Origin of the sequence: Acidovorax sacchari (assembly GCF_042847045.1) — a bacterium.
In the GTDB taxonomy this organism is placed as follows: Bacteria; Pseudomonadota; Gammaproteobacteria; order Burkholderiales; family Burkholderiaceae_C; genus Paracidovorax; species Paracidovorax sacchari.
The window spans coordinates 109,981-127,086 of sequence record NZ_AP035783.1 but is presented as its reverse complement, the minus strand read 5'-3'; the positions used below and the strand labels follow the sequence as shown (position 1 = coordinate 127,086).

20 protein-coding genes are annotated in these 17,106 nt (G+C 66.7%); 11 read left to right on the top strand and 9 right to left on the bottom strand.

What is annotated here, in order from left to right:
- Positions 1 to 107 precede the first annotated feature (107 nt).
- Positions 108 to 530, top strand: coding sequence for a hotdog fold thioesterase (locus ACGHC0_RS00600; protein WP_107130739.1), 423 nt, complete (start codon positions 108 to 110; stop codon positions 528 to 530).
- On the opposite strand, the gene ACGHC0_RS00595 is transcribed toward ACGHC0_RS00600, so the two are convergent.
- The 5 genes from ACGHC0_RS00595 to ACGHC0_RS00575 form a co-directional block, all read right to left on the bottom strand.
- Positions 531 to 1,172 carry a class I SAM-dependent DNA methyltransferase gene (locus tag ACGHC0_RS00595; RefSeq protein ID WP_368353544.1) on the bottom strand — a complete coding sequence of 214 codons (642 nt, stop codon included), beginning with the start codon at positions 1,170 to 1,172 and terminating at the stop codon, positions 531 to 533.
- Positions 1,169 to 1,957, bottom strand: coding sequence for a PIG-L deacetylase family protein (locus ACGHC0_RS00590; RefSeq protein WP_368353543.1), 789 nt, complete (start codon positions 1,955 to 1,957; stop codon positions 1,169 to 1,171). The genes ACGHC0_RS00595 and ACGHC0_RS00590 overlap by 4 nt, the downstream gene beginning before the upstream one ends.
- Positions 1,945 to 3,003, bottom strand: coding sequence for an acyl-CoA dehydrogenase family protein (locus tag ACGHC0_RS00585; protein ID WP_415267133.1), 1,059 nt, complete (start codon positions 3,001 to 3,003; stop codon positions 1,945 to 1,947). The genes ACGHC0_RS00590 and ACGHC0_RS00585 overlap by 13 nt, the downstream gene beginning before the upstream one ends.
- The gene (locus ACGHC0_RS00580; protein ID WP_415267132.1) at positions 3,000 to 3,698 is read right to left on the bottom strand and encodes a glycosyltransferase; all 699 of its coding nucleotides are present in this window, start codon (positions 3,696 to 3,698) and stop codon (positions 3,000 to 3,002) included. Before ACGHC0_RS00580 ends, ACGHC0_RS00585 begins: the two co-directional genes overlap by 4 nt.
- 178 nt (positions 3,699 to 3,876) lie before the next feature.
- Entirely contained in the window at positions 3,877 to 4,464 is a 588-nt protein-coding gene (locus tag ACGHC0_RS00575) for a cob(I)yrinic acid a,c-diamide adenosyltransferase (RefSeq protein ID WP_415267131.1), read from the bottom strand.
- Between the two features lie 157 nt (positions 4,465 to 4,621).
- Between ACGHC0_RS00575 and ACGHC0_RS00570 the strand changes: the two genes are divergently transcribed.
- From ACGHC0_RS00570 to ACGHC0_RS00550, 5 genes are all read left to right on the top strand, one after another.
- Positions 4,622 to 5,020 (top strand): EF-hand domain-containing protein, encoded by a 399-nt coding sequence (locus tag ACGHC0_RS00570; RefSeq protein WP_107131863.1) that lies wholly within the window; start codon positions 4,622 to 4,624, stop codon positions 5,018 to 5,020.
- Between the two features lie 565 nt (positions 5,021 to 5,585).
- A complete protein-coding gene (locus ACGHC0_RS00565) occupies positions 5,586 to 6,212 on the top strand; it encodes a hypothetical protein (RefSeq protein WP_415267130.1) in 627 nt (208 codons plus the stop codon).
- Positions 6,209 to 6,721: a hypothetical protein gene (locus ACGHC0_RS00560; protein WP_415267129.1), complete on the top strand. Its 513-nt coding sequence runs from the start codon at positions 6,209 to 6,211 to the stop codon at positions 6,719 to 6,721. Before ACGHC0_RS00565 ends, ACGHC0_RS00560 begins: the two co-directional genes overlap by 4 nt.
- Before the next feature lie 80 nt (positions 6,722 to 6,801).
- A complete protein-coding gene (locus tag ACGHC0_RS00555; RefSeq protein WP_415267128.1) occupies positions 6,802 to 8,226 on the top strand; it encodes an FAD-binding oxidoreductase in 1,425 nt (474 codons plus the stop codon).
- A 29-nt stretch (positions 8,227 to 8,255) separates the two neighbouring features.
- Positions 8,256 to 8,831, top strand: a complete 576-nt coding sequence (locus ACGHC0_RS00550; RefSeq protein ID WP_415267127.1) for a hypothetical protein — start codon at positions 8,256 to 8,258, stop codon at positions 8,829 to 8,831.
- Between the two features lie 591 nt (positions 8,832 to 9,422).
- On the opposite strand, the gene ACGHC0_RS00545 is transcribed toward ACGHC0_RS00550, so the two are convergent.
- A complete protein-coding gene (locus tag ACGHC0_RS00545; RefSeq protein ID WP_415267126.1) occupies positions 9,423 to 10,313 on the bottom strand; it encodes a DUF6402 family protein in 891 nt (296 codons plus the stop codon).
- Positions 10,314 to 10,762: 449 nt separating this feature from the next.
- Here ACGHC0_RS00545 and ACGHC0_RS00540 point away from each other — a divergent pair, with 449 nt between their 5' ends.
- From ACGHC0_RS00540 to ACGHC0_RS00530, 3 genes are all read left to right on the top strand, one after another.
- On the top strand, positions 10,763 to 11,371 hold the full coding sequence (locus ACGHC0_RS00540) for a protein-S-isoprenylcysteine O-methyltransferase (RefSeq protein WP_368353534.1): 609 nt from the start codon (positions 10,763 to 10,765) through the stop codon (positions 11,369 to 11,371).
- Positions 11,372 to 11,408: 37 nt separating this feature from the next.
- Positions 11,409 to 11,849, top strand: coding sequence for a hypothetical protein (locus ACGHC0_RS00535; RefSeq protein ID WP_415267125.1), 441 nt, complete (start codon positions 11,409 to 11,411; stop codon positions 11,847 to 11,849).
- Between the two features lie 154 nt (positions 11,850 to 12,003).
- The gene (locus ACGHC0_RS00530; RefSeq protein ID WP_415267124.1) at positions 12,004 to 12,408 is read left to right on the top strand and encodes an HdeA/HdeB family chaperone; all 405 of its coding nucleotides are present in this window, start codon (positions 12,004 to 12,006) and stop codon (positions 12,406 to 12,408) included.
- A 61-nt stretch (positions 12,409 to 12,469) separates the two neighbouring features.
- Here the strand turns inward: ACGHC0_RS00530 and ACGHC0_RS00525 are convergent, their stop codons facing one another.
- Positions 12,470 to 13,108 (bottom strand): YopT-type cysteine protease domain-containing protein, encoded by a 639-nt coding sequence (locus ACGHC0_RS00525; RefSeq protein WP_368353531.1) that lies wholly within the window; start codon positions 13,106 to 13,108, stop codon positions 12,470 to 12,472.
- A gap of 340 nt (positions 13,109 to 13,448) precedes the next feature.
- Between ACGHC0_RS00525 and ACGHC0_RS00520 the strand changes: the two genes are divergently transcribed.
- Positions 13,449 to 13,820 (top strand): hypothetical protein, encoded by a 372-nt coding sequence (locus ACGHC0_RS00520; RefSeq protein ID WP_415267123.1) that lies wholly within the window; start codon positions 13,449 to 13,451, stop codon positions 13,818 to 13,820.
- A gap of 12 nt (positions 13,821 to 13,832) precedes the next feature.
- On the opposite strand, the gene ACGHC0_RS00515 is transcribed toward ACGHC0_RS00520, so the two are convergent.
- Together ACGHC0_RS00515 and ACGHC0_RS00510 are read right to left on the bottom strand one after the other, a co-directional pair.
- Positions 13,833 to 14,741: a hypothetical protein gene (locus tag ACGHC0_RS00515; RefSeq protein ID WP_415267122.1), complete on the bottom strand. Its 909-nt coding sequence runs from the start codon at positions 14,739 to 14,741 to the stop codon at positions 13,833 to 13,835.
- Positions 14,742 to 14,811: 70 nt separating this feature from the next.
- Complete coding sequence (locus ACGHC0_RS00510; RefSeq protein WP_415267121.1) at positions 14,812 to 16,098, bottom strand: MFS transporter; 1,287 nt, start codon at positions 16,096 to 16,098, stop codon at positions 14,812 to 14,814.
- Positions 16,099 to 16,163: 65 nt separating this feature from the next.
- On the opposite strand from ACGHC0_RS00510, the gene ACGHC0_RS00505 reads away from it, so the two are divergent.
- Positions 16,164 to 17,078, top strand: coding sequence for an AraC family transcriptional regulator (locus ACGHC0_RS00505; RefSeq protein WP_368353527.1), 915 nt, complete (start codon positions 16,164 to 16,166; stop codon positions 17,076 to 17,078).
- Positions 17,079 to 17,106 lie beyond the last annotated feature (28 nt).

The window sequence follows — 17,106 nt, the reverse complement described above, 5'->3', positions numbered from 1 at the left end:
TGCCGCGGGCGGTCCGGCGGGCCCGGGGCGCGCTGTCCCGGGCGGGCCTGCAGGAAAAGCCGGCGCCTCCCATAATCACCGGATCGCACCTGAAGGAGACATCGCCCATGCCGATCTGGAAGCAGCCCATCGACCTGCACAGCCTGAACCACCCGGCCACGCCGAACGCGGTGACCCACCTGGGCATCGAGTTCACCGAGATCGGCGACGATTTCCTGCGCGCCCGCGTGCCGGTGGACGAGCGCACCAGGCAGCCCTTCGGCCTGCTGCACGGCGGCGTGAGCGTGGTGCTGGCCGAGACGCTGGGCTCCGTGGGCGCGTTCTACGCCTCGCCCGAGGGCTGCCGCGCGGTGGGACTGGACATCAACGCCAACCACCTGCGCGCCGCCACCGAGGGCTGGGTGACCGGCACCGCGCGGCCCATCCACATCGGCCGCACCACGCACGTGTGGCAGATCGACATGGCCAACGAGGCCGGCGACCTCACCTGCGTCTCGCGCCTCACCATGGCGATCCTCGCGCCGCGCTGATCAATCCGTCCTGCCTTCGCGGCAGGCGACAGACTCCGTAGCGGTCCCCCAGACCCCCAGGCGGAAATCCGCGTCCACCGTGTCCACCACGCGGTGCAATGCCATCGCATTCTCCAGCCGTGCATGCGCCGCATCGCCGCCGAGGGCGCAACCCTCGATCGGCCTGCGCCAGTGGCATGCCGCCACCACGCCGTCGGGCGCGAGCGAGGCGCGCACGCGCTGCGCCAGGCGGTCGATCGCGGCGGGGGCCAGGTAGTACACGAACTCGCTGAGCACGATCAGGTCGAAGGCCCCTTCGGGCCATTCATCCGGTACCCACATGCGCCGCAGCGAGACGTGGGGGTGCGACCGCAGGCGCTGGCCGGCGACCGACAGCGCCCGCCCGGCGCCGTCGGTGGCGAGCAGCCGGCCGCAGCGCGGGGCCAGCTCGGCCGTGAGCAGCCCGGTGGCACAGCCGGGTTCGAAGGCGCGGGCATAGTGCTCGTGGGGCAGCGCCGCCAGCAGCATGCGGCGCTTGCGGGCTTCGTACCAACTGCCGTCGAAGCGCCACGGATCGTCGCTACCGGCGTACATCGCCTCGAAATGCTGCGCCGCGTCCGCGCCGCCGTCCGCGCAAGGGAGGGCTTCCGGAGGCATGGTCATGCCCCTGGAAGAAGGAAATATTCGAGCGGCCAGCGGGCGCGCTCCAGGATCGCGCCGTCCAGCACGGGCGCCAGGCCGTGCCCGCGCTCCGCAAGCTGCGACCGGTGGCGCGAGAGGGCCGCCTGCTTGGCCGCCGCGGCCCCTGCCGGGGGCTGGAAGGCGCACAGGCGGTGCCAGGGCACCGTCGGGTGCTCCGGGTCCGCCCAGTGCCACATCCACACGGGCGCCTCCCACAGCAGGGCGCCAGCCCTGCGCGCCGCACCGGCAGCGGCCAGGCCGCAAGCCTCGTGGTCCGGGTGCCCGTCGAGCCGCCACGTGGTCACCACGGCATCGTCCGGGCGCAGCAGCGTGCCCAGCGCCTGCTGCAGGTCATCGACGCGCTCCTGGAGCGCTCCGTCCGGCAGGCCGAGCAGCAGCAGGTCGGCCGTGCCGGCGCCCAGCGCATCCAGGCCTTCCACGCGCTCCCGGCGGCGCATGGCGGCGGTGTCCGGCGCCGACCAGCCCGGTACATCCCGGTGGCTGGCCTCGCCGTCGGTCACTCCGATGATCAGAACGTCGCCACCCCGGCGGGCATGGGCATGCATCAGCATGCCGCAGGCCAGCAGTTCATCGTCGGGATGCGGCGCCAGCACCACGAGGCGCTGGGCGGCGCCGACCATGGCGGACACGGGCATGCGGACGCCATTGCGGCGGGACAGATGCTCCTGCCAGGCCAGGGATGTGCAGCGCGGACGGCCGATATCGATCTGCCGCTCTGCCGCGCGGTCTGCCGTCAGATCGACCATGACACCTCCTGCGATTGCGCCAGGCATTCGCCCATGGCGGCATCGTCTCGTTCCGCATGGCTCTGGCGGATGAAGACCGGCAGGTCCGCCGCCCTGCGCGCGAATCCGGCATCGCGGCACCAGGGCGTGGCCCCCAGGGCCCGGCCCACTTCGTCGAGCACGGCCCGCGCGCTCGCCTCGGCCGCCTGGCGCACCCGCAGGGCTGGCAGCCGCGCGTCGTCGCGTGGATGCGCGTCGATCCAGCCGGCCGCCTCGCGCAACAGCGCAGCCGATCCCGTCAACGTCCGGTCCACCCGCCCCAGGGCTGCGAGCCGGAAGGCCGTGCGCTGCACCTCGGGAGCCTGCGCCACGGCCGCGTGCAGGACGCACGCCAGTGCCACCGCGCCGCCATGCCAGCACGCGGCCACGCCGGCACCCCCATGCCAGAACCCGGGCCGCCGCAGGTAGTCGCCTGGCGCACCCACGGGCACGGCCGGAACGCCGTCGAACAGCACATCGACGCTGGCGCTGGCGGCCATGCCCACCGCATGCCAGTGGTCGCCCGAGAACGATACGCCCGGCTGGCGCATGTCCACCGCCATGAGCTGCGGCCCCTGGCCGTCCGGATGCCAGGCGGTCAGCAATCCGTGGCTCGCATGCTGCGCGCCCGAGCACCAGGCCTTGCGGCCGCGCAGGAGCACCGTCCCGTCCGGGCCGGCATGCACGGTCGCGCGTGCGCCGGGCGCTTCCGCCGCCCAGGTGCCCCATGCCGATGCGGGAGTGCTGTCCGCGATGCCTGCCGGGGCGCCCAGTTCGCGCAGGATGGCGAGCGCGTCGGTGTGGCCTTCGTAGAGCTTGACGAGCGAGAGGTCATGCGCGGCCACCTCGCCCAGCGCACGCCAGCGGTCCGCCGTCGCGCCCCTACCGGGTGGCGGAAGGTCCGTGCAGCCTGCATCCACCAATGTCCGCAGGCCGTCCGCCGGTCCGGCGTCCGCGCCGAGGCCTGCCAGCACGGATCGCAGCGCAGGCAACAGCGCCGCGCCGTGGCCGGGATCGCGCATGCTCATGCCACGCCTCCTGCAGCGGCCGACGCCATGGTCGCCGGCCCCGCCAGGCCCGCGAGGCCTGCCAGATAGGCGCCGAAGCCGTCCGGCGCGCGCCAGCGGCGGCGCGCACTGGTCACCACGCGCGGCTGGTCGGTCCACGCGATGGACGCGCCCGACGCCTCGAGCGCGCGCACCAGGGCCACGTCCTCGCCCGTGCACAGCTCGGGAAAGCCCCCGGCCTGCACATAGGCGCCCGACGCCACGCCGAGGTTGGCGCCATGGATGTGCCGGTGTCCCGGCGCATCGGAATAGGCGGCCAGGTAACGCTGCTGCACATCACCGGAATATCCGTCCCAGTCGCGCACTTCGACGGTGCCGCAGACGACGTCGCTCGCCAGTGCCAGCTGGCTGGCGATCCAGTCGGGAGCCACGGTGCTGTCGGCATCGGTGAAGCCCAGCCATCGGGCGCCAGCGGCCAGGGCTGCGCGGGCCCCCGCCGCACGGGCCGCGCCCACGTTGCGGCGCTCCAGCGCCAGCGCCGTCACGCGGTGGCGCCTCGCGATATCGGCCGAGCGGTCGGAACAGGCATCGAGCGCGACCACGATCTCCACGCCCTCGCCACGCAGCCGGGGATGGGCGGCGGCCACGTGCAAGGCGCGCAGGCACCCGTCCAGGCATTCCTCCTCGTCGTGGACCGGGACGACGATGCCGATCATCGCTGCCTCCCCGCGGGATGCAGGCCTGCCGCTTTCTCAGTACTGCCGGGCTGCGGGCTGCCCGCCTTTTCAACGCACTCCATCGAGGTCCTGCTTTCCTTGTGTTGCCAAAGGAAAGTAATGCATGGGTTCTCCCACCGGCCGTAGGAGAACAGGCCCATCTGCGGAGCGCTGCGGGCTATCCGGCGGCGGAACCTTCGTCCTGCTCGGCAGCGCGTGCCATGCGGTCGCTGCGCCAGTACACGTCGTCCCCTCCCTCCATGCGGTTGAGCACGCGGGCGAGCACGAAGAACAGGTCGGACAGGCGGTTCAGGTATTGCCGGGGCGCGGGCCGCAGGCCCTCGGCTTCGCCCAGGGCCACCACGGCGCGCTCCGCGCGCCGGGCCACCGTGCGGCAGACATGCGCCTGCGCCGCGGCGCGCGTGCCGGCGGGCAGAATGAACTCCTGCAGGCGCGGCAGCGTGGCGTTGTAGCGCGCCAGGGCCGCATCCAGCTGCGCGAGCGCGCCCTCCTTGAGCAGCTCGAATCCCGGGATGGACAGCTCGCCGCCCAGGTCGAAAAGCTGGTGCTGTACGTCGCCCAGCAGCGTGCGCACGTCCTCCGGCAGCGGCTCGCAGAGCAGCAGGCCGATGTGGGAGTTGAGCTCGTCCACGTCGCCCATGGCGTGCGGCCGGGCGCTGTGCTTGGAGACGCGGGAGTTGTCGCCCAGGCCGGTGCGCCCGTCGTCGCCCGTGCGCGTGGCAATCTGTGTCAATCGGTTGCCCATGGGAGCCTTCCGGAGGGATTGGGGAGAAGAGGCGCCATTTTCCGTTACATCCCGGGCGCGAATGTGTACTCGGGCAACAGCGGGCAAAAGCGCTGGCGCGGCCCCGCGTGCTGCGGTGCAATGAAGGCCTGTTCAACTTCTACGGAGCCTGACATCCATGCCAGCTACGCAGCAACGACGACCCACCCTCACCTTCGATGCCCGCAGCGTGATGCTCTTTGCGGCCATCGCCGTGGGAAGCGCCGCGGCGCATGCACAGACCTCCTCCACCACGTCCTCGGCGGGAACGCATTCCACGCCATCGCATTCCGGCGCCCCCTCCATGGGCGCCCAGGGACTCTCCGCTGCGGGCAGCAACCGCGCCACCTTCGGGGGCACCTCTCCCTCCACGTCCGCCGGCGCCTCGTTCGACCGTGCAGACAGCGACAAGGACGGAAAGCTGAGCGCCCAGGAGGCCGCCCGCCTGCCCGCCATCAGCCAGCATTTCAAGGAACTGGACACCAACCACGACGGTGCCCTGTCCCGTACCGAATTCGAGGCAGGCGCCAAATCCTGACGCCCTGCCTCCAGCGTCCTGCTGACGTTCTGTGATTGCGCAACTACCACGAGAACTCCAGGATTGACATTCCCCGACCCGACCCGCATGGCAGGAGGCATGCGGGTTTCGGTGCATCTGGATATGCTCGGCGCTTTCCCCCCTTCGCATCCACAAGATCTCGCCTGCCGGAATATGGAGCCGATGCATATATAGCACGTGAGCTCTGCAGTCCTGCATAACTGCTATCGCACCTCAATCGGTGCCCTGTTTAAGTCCCTTATACCGCAATCCATTGCATAATTAATATTTATAACTAATGATATGAAAAACAATACAATCCGTCGATTCGAAATTTTAATAATCCAATCGAATCAAGATGAGCAGCCCTTTACCCCTGAGTCCTCCACTGGTCATCGCTATCGCAAAGGATAAATATCTCACTCCAAAATATCCATTCAAAGATGATTTACATATCCCTGCAGTAAGTCCGCCCCTGTACGGACAGGATATCACCTTCGGATGTCGAGCGCGCTCACCGCGCGGCCACAATGTCGGGAGCACAGTTCAGGAACTGAAGCCCAAGATGCTCAAGCTGCTGGATATTTTCGCGAAGGGGGAAAGAACCGGGATGGCTCGCAGACTCTTCATGGAATTCCTCCGCGAGGATCGAAGGGAGGTGAGCTATTTTGACGACGAGCGCTTGAACACAGCAGTAGACTCGCACCCAAATATAAATTATTTCTGTAGCGCCATATTATCTGCACCCAATTTGCCTTACCAATCACCCAACCATCATCGGATTCATCAATCTCTCAAGGATGCGAACTGGGATATCCATAAAATCATGATGCCGGCCGACATCGGAGTGCCTGCCTTGAATATTGGAAGCACCCTTTTCTCCACAAGGGACTACCACAATGGCCTCGGGTTGATGATCAATGGCATTCAGTACGCCTACATCATTGCAACGCATTATTCTTATGACAGCAAGGAAAGCAAATACAATCTGAACCTTAAATTCGTTTTCTACGACGTTTTCGGACTGGATGACGACGACCTGACCGAATACGGCGCGATGTCGGATGGCCTGATGTCCGCACCTTCAGGTGTAGGAATCACTGCCTGGTGGCAGCTTCAACATCAGTTCGCTTATGCCCCCCTGGTCACGAGAGTTGTCCTGAAGCGCACTTACGAAATCCCCGCCATATGAAGAACAGCGTCACCGCCCGAGCGCTTCGACACGCAGGCACCTATGGCCTGGCCGCGCTCGCCGCAGGGCTGCTGCTCACGCCGCTGTCCTATCTGGCCATCGGCATGCTTGGTGAATTTTCTGCGGCATTCGCCCTTCTCTTCGTTCCACCGTTGATCGCTTGCGAGTGGTTCCTGCTCCACCAACTGCTATCACGCGCGCCGGGTGGAGGACTTTCGAGAACAAGAACCGTCGCGGCGGTGGCGTCATGGGCCTATGTCGCTTTCTTCGCAGTGGTCATTTCCGGCGCGAGGCTGCAGGTTGGCTGGGCGCGGCTCGGCGGGTGGTGCATGCTGTGGCTGATATGCAGCGCTCTGGCATATCCGATGCTCGCACTCCGGTGGCGCAATGCCTGCCTGGTGCAATGCACCGCGGGCTGGAGGCATGCACCGTGGGTCTTCCTGTGCGTCTTCTCGATGGCGGCCGGGATGTGTCTGCACTATCTGGTCACACCACAGCGGTTTCCCTGAACCGCCCCTGCCTTCCAAGGGGGGACAAGCCGCCAGCAGGCAGGGTGCCTAGAATGGATCTCCCCCAGGAGACACCCGCCATGAACGCCCCCACCGCCACCGCCCACCTGCTGCCCGAGATCCGACTGCGCCCCGTGCCGCAGGCCTTCATGGACGCACTGCAGGCACGATTCGGCCCCCAGTGCTCGCTGGCCCAGGCCGTGCGCGAGCAGCACGGGCGCGACGAAGGCTCGATGCAGGCGCCGCCGCCCTCGGCCGTGGTCTTCGCCGAGAGCACGCAGGACGTGGCCGATGCCGTGCGCCTGGCTGCGCAGCACGACGTTCCCGTCATTCCATACGGCGCGGGCTCGTCGCTCGAAGGCCACCTGCTCGCCATCCAGGGCGGCATCAGCATCGACGTCTCGCGCATGAACCGCCTGCTGAGCGTGGATGCCGACGACCTCACCGTGACCGTGCAGCCCGGCATCACGCGCAAGCAGCTCAACGAGGCGATCAAGGACACGGGCCTGTTCTTCCCGATCGACCCGGGCGCGGACGCCAGCATCGGCGGCATGGCCGCCACGCGCGCCAGCGGCACCAACGCCGTGCGCTACGGCACCATGCGCGAGAACGTGCTCGCGCTCGAAGTGGTGACGGCATCGGGGGAAGCCATCCGCACCGGCACCCGCGCCAAGAAGAGCGCTGCCGGCTACGACCTGACGCGCCTGCTGGTGGGCAGCGAAGGCACGCTGGGCGTCATCACCGAAGTCACGCTGCGCCTCTACCCATTGCCCGAGGCCGTGAGTGCCGCCATCTGCTCCTTCCCGAGCATCGAGGCCGCCGTGCGCACCGTCATCCAGACCATCCAGCTGGGCGTGCCCATCGCCCGCGTGGAGTTGATCGACGCGCACACCGTGCGCATGGTGAACGCCCACAGCAAGCTCGGCCTGCGCGAGGAACCCATGCTGCTGATGGAGTTCCACGGCTCGCCCGCCGGCGTGCAGGAACAGGCCGAGACCGTGCAATCCATCGCACAGGAATGGAACGGCAACGCCTTCGAATGGGCCACCACGCCCGAGGAACGCACGCGCCTGTGGACCGCGCGGCACAACGCCTATTTCGCCGCCGTGCAGAGCCGCCCCGGCTGCCGGGCCATCAGCACCGACACCTGCGTGCCCATCAGCCGCCTGGCGGACTGCCTGCTCGACTCGGTGACCGAGGCCGACGCCAGCGGCATCCCCTACTTCCTCGTCGGCCACGTGGGCGACGGCAACTTCCACTTCGGCTACCTGATCGACCCCAACAGCGACGACGAGCGCATGGTGGCCGAGCGGCTCAACCACCAGCTCGTCGCCCGGGCCCTGGCCATGGGCGGCACGTGCACCGGCGAACACGGCGTGGGCATCCACAAGATGGGTTTCCTGCTGGACGAGACCGGGCCGGGGGCCGTGGGGATGATGCGGGCGATCAAGCAGGCGCTGGATCCGAAGAATATTTTGAACCCGGGGAAGATTTTTGAGATGTGACGAGCCAAGAGCGCGTCGCCCTATAAAAGATGGAACAGATCGCGTTCAAAGATCCAGAAAAGGTTTTGGCTGGCCTCCGATGGGTGGAAGAAAACCTGCCGCTGCATGAGTTGCCCGACAAGGTTAGGAACCTTCGCACACGATCGCTCCGTCCGATACTGGAGATGCGACAAGCAGCGCTGTTTTCGTACGGAATGTCGATCGCAGTGGGTACGAAGGTAGTCTTCGCGCTCAAAGAGGAAGCGGACTACGACGCTCTTTGTTCATTTGAAAGGCAAGGCGAGCGGGTGTTTGTTCCTGTACAGCTAAAGGAACTGGTCCCTGAGCGGCTTAATCCAGAAAGCACCCTTCAAAGAGAGCTAGACAAACTTCAAAAGTACTCAGACTCCAAAGATCTCATCGTTGTCTATCATCTCAATCGCAGGTTCAAATTTGAAATTAACAAGATCTCGCCACCACAAGGCGTTGTGGCTGAAATTTGGATCGTTGCAGCCACCACTCCAGACCTTAACCAATGGTCGTTGATCGGCAACGTTCTTTCCGACGAATGCTACACATACAAGTTCGAGTACCCCAATGCACAAAACCCCAATGAACTTGTGTAAGCAGCACAGTGCTTCGCATCCCAGCATTACTGTCGGTTCAACGCGGACGCCAACATAGGCCATGCTTTCGGCATTGTCATGGCCTGTGTTGGTGCCCTGCTGCCTTCGGCCTACGGCGGCATTGATCGCCGCTCCGTCGACCGCTGATTTACCTACAACTGAAAACCAATAGTTCAAGGTGGACGAGCTATTAAGGTCTGACGGCAGAGTCAGGTAATCTAGAACAGTCCACACACTCAGGAGGCACGTTCTCGAACACGATATCTCGTCCGATCTGCACCGCATTGACCGGCGGATTCAACCACCAGTAAAGCTGGCCGTTGATCCATAGATCAGCAACATCGCTCTCACCCATCAAGGTCTCCGGTTCAATGCGATAAAGACGCACAAACGATGGAATTTTCATGTCGTAGTGGATGAGCCTTTGGATCGGCGAGACATCGTAATATTCCACTCGATATACGTGGCGAGGGCTGGGGTAGCTACCCTTGAAAACAGGAGTCGTCAGATACCATACGCAACATGTGAAGAGCACTGCAAGGCAAAGCCAAAGTGCCCATCGAAAATACTTTCTCGTTAACTCCATGCTTTTCACCAAGAGAATTTTTGCGGGAACGGCAGTCGTACGCGCAAAACATCAGAAAGCACCATGAAATCGCCGCCCCTCTGGTGCTTTTCCCTCCAACGCTGAAAGTCGGCATTCTGAACGAGATATTTATAACCTTCCACGTCAGCTGGTTCTTCATCCACGGTGATATCCTCAATTTTCACAATGGTTCGGGTGAGAGGTCCACATTGCACCCCGGAAAATCCCCAGCACCCCAGGGGCTGCGACAGAAAAGCATGGTTGTCGTTGAAGTCGTAGGAATCACGCAAATAAAAGCCGAGCTCGTCGATCTCTACCATGGTACCGCCACCGCCCTGCGGGGTGACAATACCTGAAACAGCCACGTTCAGCTGTGCCTCACCCATCGCACCATAGAAATCATCCAATGGATCGCTCCACTTTCCAAAAACAAGGTAGTTGACCTGGCAGGTCTCATCCAAGATTTTGGCAGGCTGGGAGAGATCACCAAAACGCACACATTGCAGGCCGCTATATTGGTTGGCGATCCGCCGCTTCAGCATCCCCACCCCGGCAGGAGTGGCCCAATTGGCTTGCAATCTGGTCAAGGCAGACTGCACTCGCGCAAACCGAAGAGCCCAAGCCATGGTGACGGTCATTTCGTCAAGATGCCCTCCCGCCAACTGACTCAGTCTGTACTGGAGCGCGCGACCTTCCTTCATTTCCGGGGGCAAGCGAAATGGCGCGCCGTTGAACCACCGCTCCATCAACGCACCTGCCACAGTCCAACCCAGCCGCGAGCGCATCACATTCGGGATGTCCCGCAATTGGAAAAGTCGTGTAGCGTACTTTGGTGCAAGTTTTCGCAACAGTTCAGCACGCAGTGCCTCCTGCGGCACCGCAATGATGCTCGTCATGCCGTCCCTCCCTTGTTCTATTCATGTCAGCGGGCGCATGATATGAACCTAACGGCTGAGCAAGGCCTTAATCGCCCGAAAAATGGTTACCAATTGCACCGCAATGCCATTTGACACAAAGGTTTGAATTCAAAGGCGAATTCGTGTGCGATGGGATCATTGCTGATCCGGTGTACATCGGGCCAGGCATCCGCGCGGATTTGAACGCCACTTACGCCATCATCAATGCCGAGGGGCGCCTTCACAAGCGCTGCGCTGGCTGACGAGAACGAACCTCCGCATGCCTGGATAGCGAGGCCGGGGCATGTTGGCCGCATGGAAAGTGAGCCCAAGGCGCCATTTATGGCGATGCAAAGCTTTGGGTACTGCTCACCATCCATGTCTCGGGACAGAATGGCCTGCGCTTGCCGACCCGAACGGCAGGGCGACAAAAACAGGGAGGGAACCCAATGCATCTTCACGCCGCCCAGGCGACATTCCTCGTGGGCCTGCTGGCCTACCAGGCCATCCGCATCGTCTACCAGCGCCGAGCGCGCGCTGCCGGCCCATCCAGGGCGAGCTATTCCACCCGGCAGGACAAGGCACTGATCGCGCTGGTGGCCATCGGGCAGATGGTGCTGCCACTGGCGTACATCTTCACCCCCTGGCTGGATGGAGCCTCGCATGACGCCGCCCCCGACGTGCTGCCGTATGCCGGTGCGCTGGTCTGGGCTGCAGGCCTCTGGCTGTTCTGGCGCGCCCATGCGGAGCTGGGCACGTGGTGGTCGATCACGCTGGAGATCCGGCACGGCCACCAGTTGGTCCAGCACGGCGTGTACCGCGTGGTGCGGCACCCGATGTATGCCGCATTCCTGCTGTTCGGCGTGGCGCAGGCCCTGTTGCTGCCCAATGCCATCGCGGGGCCTTCGGCGCTGGTCGCGGTGGCCATCCTCTGCATCGTGCGCATTCCCCGCGAGGAGGCCATGATGTGCGAGGAGTTCGGGCAGGCGTACCGCGACTACATGCGGACCACGGGCGCGGTCATTCCGCGGCTGGTGCCATGGCGGCGCATCGCCTGACCGGCAGCCCCTCGCAGATACACGTACGTCATCACGCATGCACACGATCCGCTCTCCCGACGGCGCGCACCGCGCAGCCTTGCGCTTCGAGGGCGAGATCCACTTCGGGCCGGAGTACTTCCGGCTGGCCATCGATGGCCGCGAAGTACCGCACCGGATCTTCGGCAGGCCGCTGTGCTGGTCGCCCGACTCGCGCGTCGTCGTGGTCCAGGAGTGGCTCACTACGGACTACGGCGAGGGCCCCGTCACCTGCGCCGCGCTGATCGACGTGCAGGCCTGGGCGATCGCACGGCTGGAGGTGGCGGTGAAGGGGTTCGCGGAGGACTTCCGGTTCGACGCACATACGCTGCGTTATCGCTTGCACTTTCCAGCCCTGGGCGAGGTGTTCGACATGGCGATGGAGAAGGATGCGGTGCATGCGTGGACGGGCATCGATGTGCAGCCCCGGCCGCAAGCGCCGCAGTCGCAGCCCCTCTAAGGCCTCTCTAAGTCTGCAGTCCTAGGATGAAACCGTCGTTGAAAGCCCGGGCGATTTCACTGTCGCAAGGGGCGGACGACACGGTACCGGCATGCCGCCGCCGATGCGGCGCACGCGCCGGAGCCCATCATCATTCGATCGAGGAGTGACCACCATGAGAGTTCTTGCCCGCCTGTCCGTCCTGACCCTTTCCTCCCTGGCCGCCGCAGCAGCCATGGCGCAGACGCCGAGCCCCGCGGCACCGTCGGCAGCGGCCGCGAACCCGGCGGCCGCCACGGCACCGGCAGCAAGCGCACGCAAGCCGCTGGTGAAGACCACCTGCTCCGACTACGTGGGCATGGACGAAACGATCAAGCCCAAGTTCATCTACTACGCCGTGGGCCACACGCAGGGCGGCAAGAAGGAAGCGGTGTTCGAGGAGGACGCCATCGAGAAGATCAAGCCCGAGCTGGACCAGTACTGCTCGGTGCACCTGACGAAGTCCGCCTATGCCAAGGTGATGGCGAGCAGCATGGCGTCCGAGGGGGCGGCGGCGCACGGGCATTCGAAGGCCAAGTGAACGCGTCCAGGACCGCGGCATGCCATCGTGCGCTGTGCCGCGGGTGACCGGGTGGCTGTTTTCAATGCAGTACCTGCAGGCTGATGGCCACCGGGGAGTGGCCATGCTCCCTGTAGCGTTGAATCAGGCTTCCGAGCAGGCTTTCCACCTCGCGTGACCGGGCTTCGAACTCGCCATAGTTCGGGTCGAAGACCGTCGTGCGCCGCCCCGATGCCGACGTCGCGACGGTGTGCGCCGTCCCGTCGGTGAAATACAGCCCCAGCAGATGCTTCGTGCCGCTCACCGCAATCGTGTCGGACACATACGGCAGCACTTCAGGCGTATTGGAATCGAAGACCTCATCGCTATCCGCCGGGCGCAGGCCCGCAGCGCGCAGTACCGCATTCTGTGCCTGGATATCCGCATTTGCCGTCTGCGTACCGCTGCTCCGCCGCATGGCCTTGCCATCCGCGTACTGCCGCTGCCATTGGCCGGCCTGGGCATGGCTGGCGGATCCCCGCGCCAACGCAGCCATGCGGTCGGCGGGGCTCTGGCCAAGGCGGCGAAGCCATTCCGCGGAGAGCCCCAGGCAGATGCCTTCGGTATTGGCTCCAGTGAGTTCGGCGGTGCGGTAGGGGATGGCGGAGGCGCCCTCCCGTGGCGGTACACCACTGCAGACCTCCGGCCTGGCGGATGGCAGCGATGCGCGCGGTGCGAGCATGCGCGCGGAGCCCGATGCGGGCTGCGGCCGGCCTGGCATGGGGAACCGATCGCCGGCAGGCCGTGCGTGCACGCAGGAACGAGCGGACGTAGAAGCGGGGTGGGCTGCCCCGGCAGGCAGGTAACCATAGGCCCGGGAGTGCGTGCCTGTGCTCTGGATTCTGTGTTCCATGGCATTGTCCTTTTATGAAAAGGGGAGCCATTCCACCGGGAAACCGCCCGCGGGTCCCCGCTGCAGGCGAAACCATTGCCCAGGAAGAGAAGCCGGTCCCTCCGCCGCCATGCGATAGTCGGGCGGGCGCGCGGCGCGACCCTCACCCCCCCGGCCAACAAGGACTCGCATGAAATGCTTCGTACACCATGACTCGGACGCGGTCGGCACCTGCCGGGCCTGCAACAAGGGGCTGTGCCCGGCCTGCGCGACCGACCTGGGCCATTCCATCTGCTGCGCGGGCGAATGCGAAACCAAGGCGCGCACGCTGCATTCGCAGGTGCAGCAGAGCGCGGTCGTGCTCTCGGCGCAGCGGCGCAACCGGTTCCTCGCGCCCATCTTCTTCATCGGTGCCGGGGCCATCTTCATCGTGTTTTCCAGCCAGGGGCGCGGGCCGTGGCCCGGCTTCGCCGATGCGATCGGCCTGGGGTTCATCGTGTTCGGGATCATCCTGGGGGTCGTCAGCCAACGCTACGCGCGGGAGCTGGCCCGCAAGGCCTGACGGCCGGCCGGATCACGCGGACCGGTTCCACCCTCCCATCGTCACTTTCGCGGCCAGCCACGCGATCAGCGCGCACAGCGCTGCCAGCGCCGCGGTGAACGCCAGCTGGATGGCGAACGGGCCCGGTGCGGCGTTCCAGTCGTAGTGCCGCGCCCCGCCCGCCCGGGGATGGACGACGAGGTGGCCGGTCTGCACGGCACCGGCGACCTGCCATGCCAGCCAGGCCGCGAACAGGGCTGCCAGCGCTGCGCCGGCAGCCGCCATGCAGCGGCCGGGCAGGCGCAGCCGGGGCGTGTCCACCGGGGGGGCGGCCACTTTCTGCAGGCTGCGGACCTGCCGCCTGCGGGCAGCCGACCGCGGCGGAAGCGGCTCCCCGTCCAGCGCCACGGGTACGCCCAGGAAGCCGCCGGCCGCGCGGGCCGCTGCATCCAGGCGAGAGGGTGCGCCGGCCCGGGGCAGGACCGCCCAGGCCAGAACGCGGGGGCCGCCATGCACGCAGCGCAGGACCAGTTCTTCGCGCCGCAGCCCGCCGCGGCCATGCGGGACGCGGCGCAGCCAGATGGCGTCGATGTGCGAGAGGATGACGCCCATGTCGCGCACGCTGGGTGCCCCCCGGAAATGGCGCAGGGCTTCCCCGGTGCCCTCCAGGCGGGACAGCCGGGCGTCCCGGCTGCGTGGCGCGAAACGCAGGAGGGCGATGCCAGCGCCGCAGACCAGCACGCCCCACAGGACCAGCACCGCCATGGCCCACGGGCCTTCCGCCGCGAGGCGTGCGCGGGCCTGCGGATCACCCATCCACAGCACCGCCGCGGTCCAGGGAAGCACTGCGAGCACACCTCCGGCCAGCAACATGGCCGCCGCCAGCAGGCGTGGCCGCACGCGGATGTGCAGGCACTCCCCGCCGGGCGGCTGTTCGATCACGACACCCGGCAACGCGCGGCGCCCTCCATGGATGCGGGTGCGGTGGATATGGATGCGGTGGAGCGGCCGCTCATGCAGTGGCCATGCGCTGCGCGCGCGCCCTGGCGGCAACGCCGATGCCCACGACGCCCGCCGAGGCCACGCCCAGCACCAGGGCGGCGGCCGAGCCGTAGAAGATGCCCGAGGTCATGCCCGCGTCCAGCATGGCGCCGAACACCGGGGCGGCCACGCAGAAGCCGAGATCCAGGCCCGAGTACACCGTGCCGTAGACGCGGCCGGTGGCGCCGGGCGGCGCGGCGCGCTTGATGAGCATGTCGCGCGAGGGGCCGGCCAGGCCGGTGCCCACGCCTGCGAGCGCCACGAAGACCATGGCGGCCATGCCCGGCAGCAGGCCGGTGCCCGCGGCGACCAGCAGCACGGCCGTGGCCAGCAGGCAGACGGTGATGGTGCGCTCCAGCCGGGCCACGCGGCCGGCCAGGAAGCCGCCGACCACCATGCCGGCGGCGCCGCACAGCATGTAGCCGGTGACGACCATGGAGGTGACGGACAGCGGCAGGCCGTACATCTTCTGCAGCGTGGGGCCGGCGAAGCTTTGAATGACGCTCAGCGAGCAGGTGGTCCAGAAGAAGAACGAGAAGCACAGCCAGACGGAGGGCAGCCGGAGGAAGGCCATGGGGTGTTCGGCCAGGGTGCCTGCCGGCGCGGCAGCGGCGCCGGGCTTGCCCGCGGCAGGCGCTGCCATGCCCCGGCGGTCGTCGAGCGCGTCGCGGTTCAGGACCATGATGGACAGGATGACCAGCGCCAGCAGGCCGCCGCAGAGGCAGGCCGCCCGCCACGAGCCGGTGGCCGCGGTGATGCCGGCCATGAAGACGGGCGCGGTGGCCCAGCCCAGGTTGCCGGAGATGCCGTGCACCGAGAAGCCGTGGCCCAGGCGCTGGGGCGACACGCGCTTGTTGAGGATGGTGAAGTCCACCGGATGGAAGGGAGCGTTGCCCAGGCCCGCCAGCGCCGCGGCCGCCATCAGCCCGGCATAGCCGGTGGCGATGCTGGCCACGAGGCCGGACAGGACGAAGCTCGACAGCGCGAAGAACATCACCGGCCGCGCGCCGACCCGGTCCACGATGAAACCCGACAGTGCCTGGCCCACGCCGGAGATGACGAAGAACACCGACACCAGCAGGCCCAGTTCGGAGTAGCTGTAGCCGAACTCCGCGATGAGGAAGGGGAACAGCGGCGGCAGCAGCAGGTGGAAGAAGTGCGAGGAACCGTGCGCCAGGCCGATGAGGCCGATGGTGCGGGCGTCTTCGCGCAGCGTGGCGGGAGAGGTCGCCGCAGCGGGCGCATGGGTCGATGTCATGCCGGTGATCTTAGGCAGGCAGCCCGCGTCTGAATTACGATAGTCTGCCAATCGCTGTCGTGAACATGCCAAACTCCGCCCAGCCGCCCGCCGCCCTGCCCGCCGAGGACTCCGCACCGGGCCGGCAGCGCGCGTCCCAGTGGCGCGCGGTGTCGTTCGTCCCCTCGCTCACGCCGCATCTCTTCGTGCCGAGCGCGGCGCGGCCGATGCGCGCCAAGCACCGCCAGCTGAAGGCCGGCACGCAGGTGATGCCGCACTGCCACCCCTGGGCGCAAGTGGCCGTATCGACCACGGGCGTGATCCGGCTGACGGTGGCCGAAGGCACCTACACCGTGCCGCCGTCGCGCGCGGTGTGGATTCCCCCCGGCGTGGAGCATGCGGTGACCGTGGTGGAGGACGCCGACATGCGCACGCTGTATCTGCACCAGCCGCGCGGGCGCTGCGGCCCCGGCGTGGCACGGGCCGAAGATGCGCTGTGGCGCCAGTGCCGCGTGCTGGAGATGTCCGACCTGCTGCGCGCGCTGGTGTGCGAAATGCCCACCCGGAGCGACGACGCGCCTGCGCTTCCGCAGGAGGTTCTGCGCCGCGAACGCCTTCTGAGCGCGCTGATCCGCGAAGAGCTGTGCAGCGCCAGCGCCGTGCGCCTGGGTGTGCAGCTTCCGCGGGACAAGCGCCTGCGCCATCTGTGCGAGGCGGTGCTGGCCGATCCCACGCGCCACGAGAAGCTGGCCGACTGGGCGCGCGACACCGGCGCCAGCCCGCGCACGGTGGCACGGCTCTTCCGGCAGGACCTGTCCACCACCTTCACGCAATGGCGCCAGCAGGTGCTGCTGGCGCAGGCCGTGGCGCTGGCGGCGGGGCGGCGGCCCGTGAACCAGATCGCGGCCGAACTGGGCTACAGCAGCCCCAGCGCATTCAGCGCCATGGTGCGGCGCGCGGTGGGCGTGCCGCCGGCGCGGTTCCTGGGGCTGCAGCAGTGAGCCGCGCGGCACGGCCGCATATCGGGTA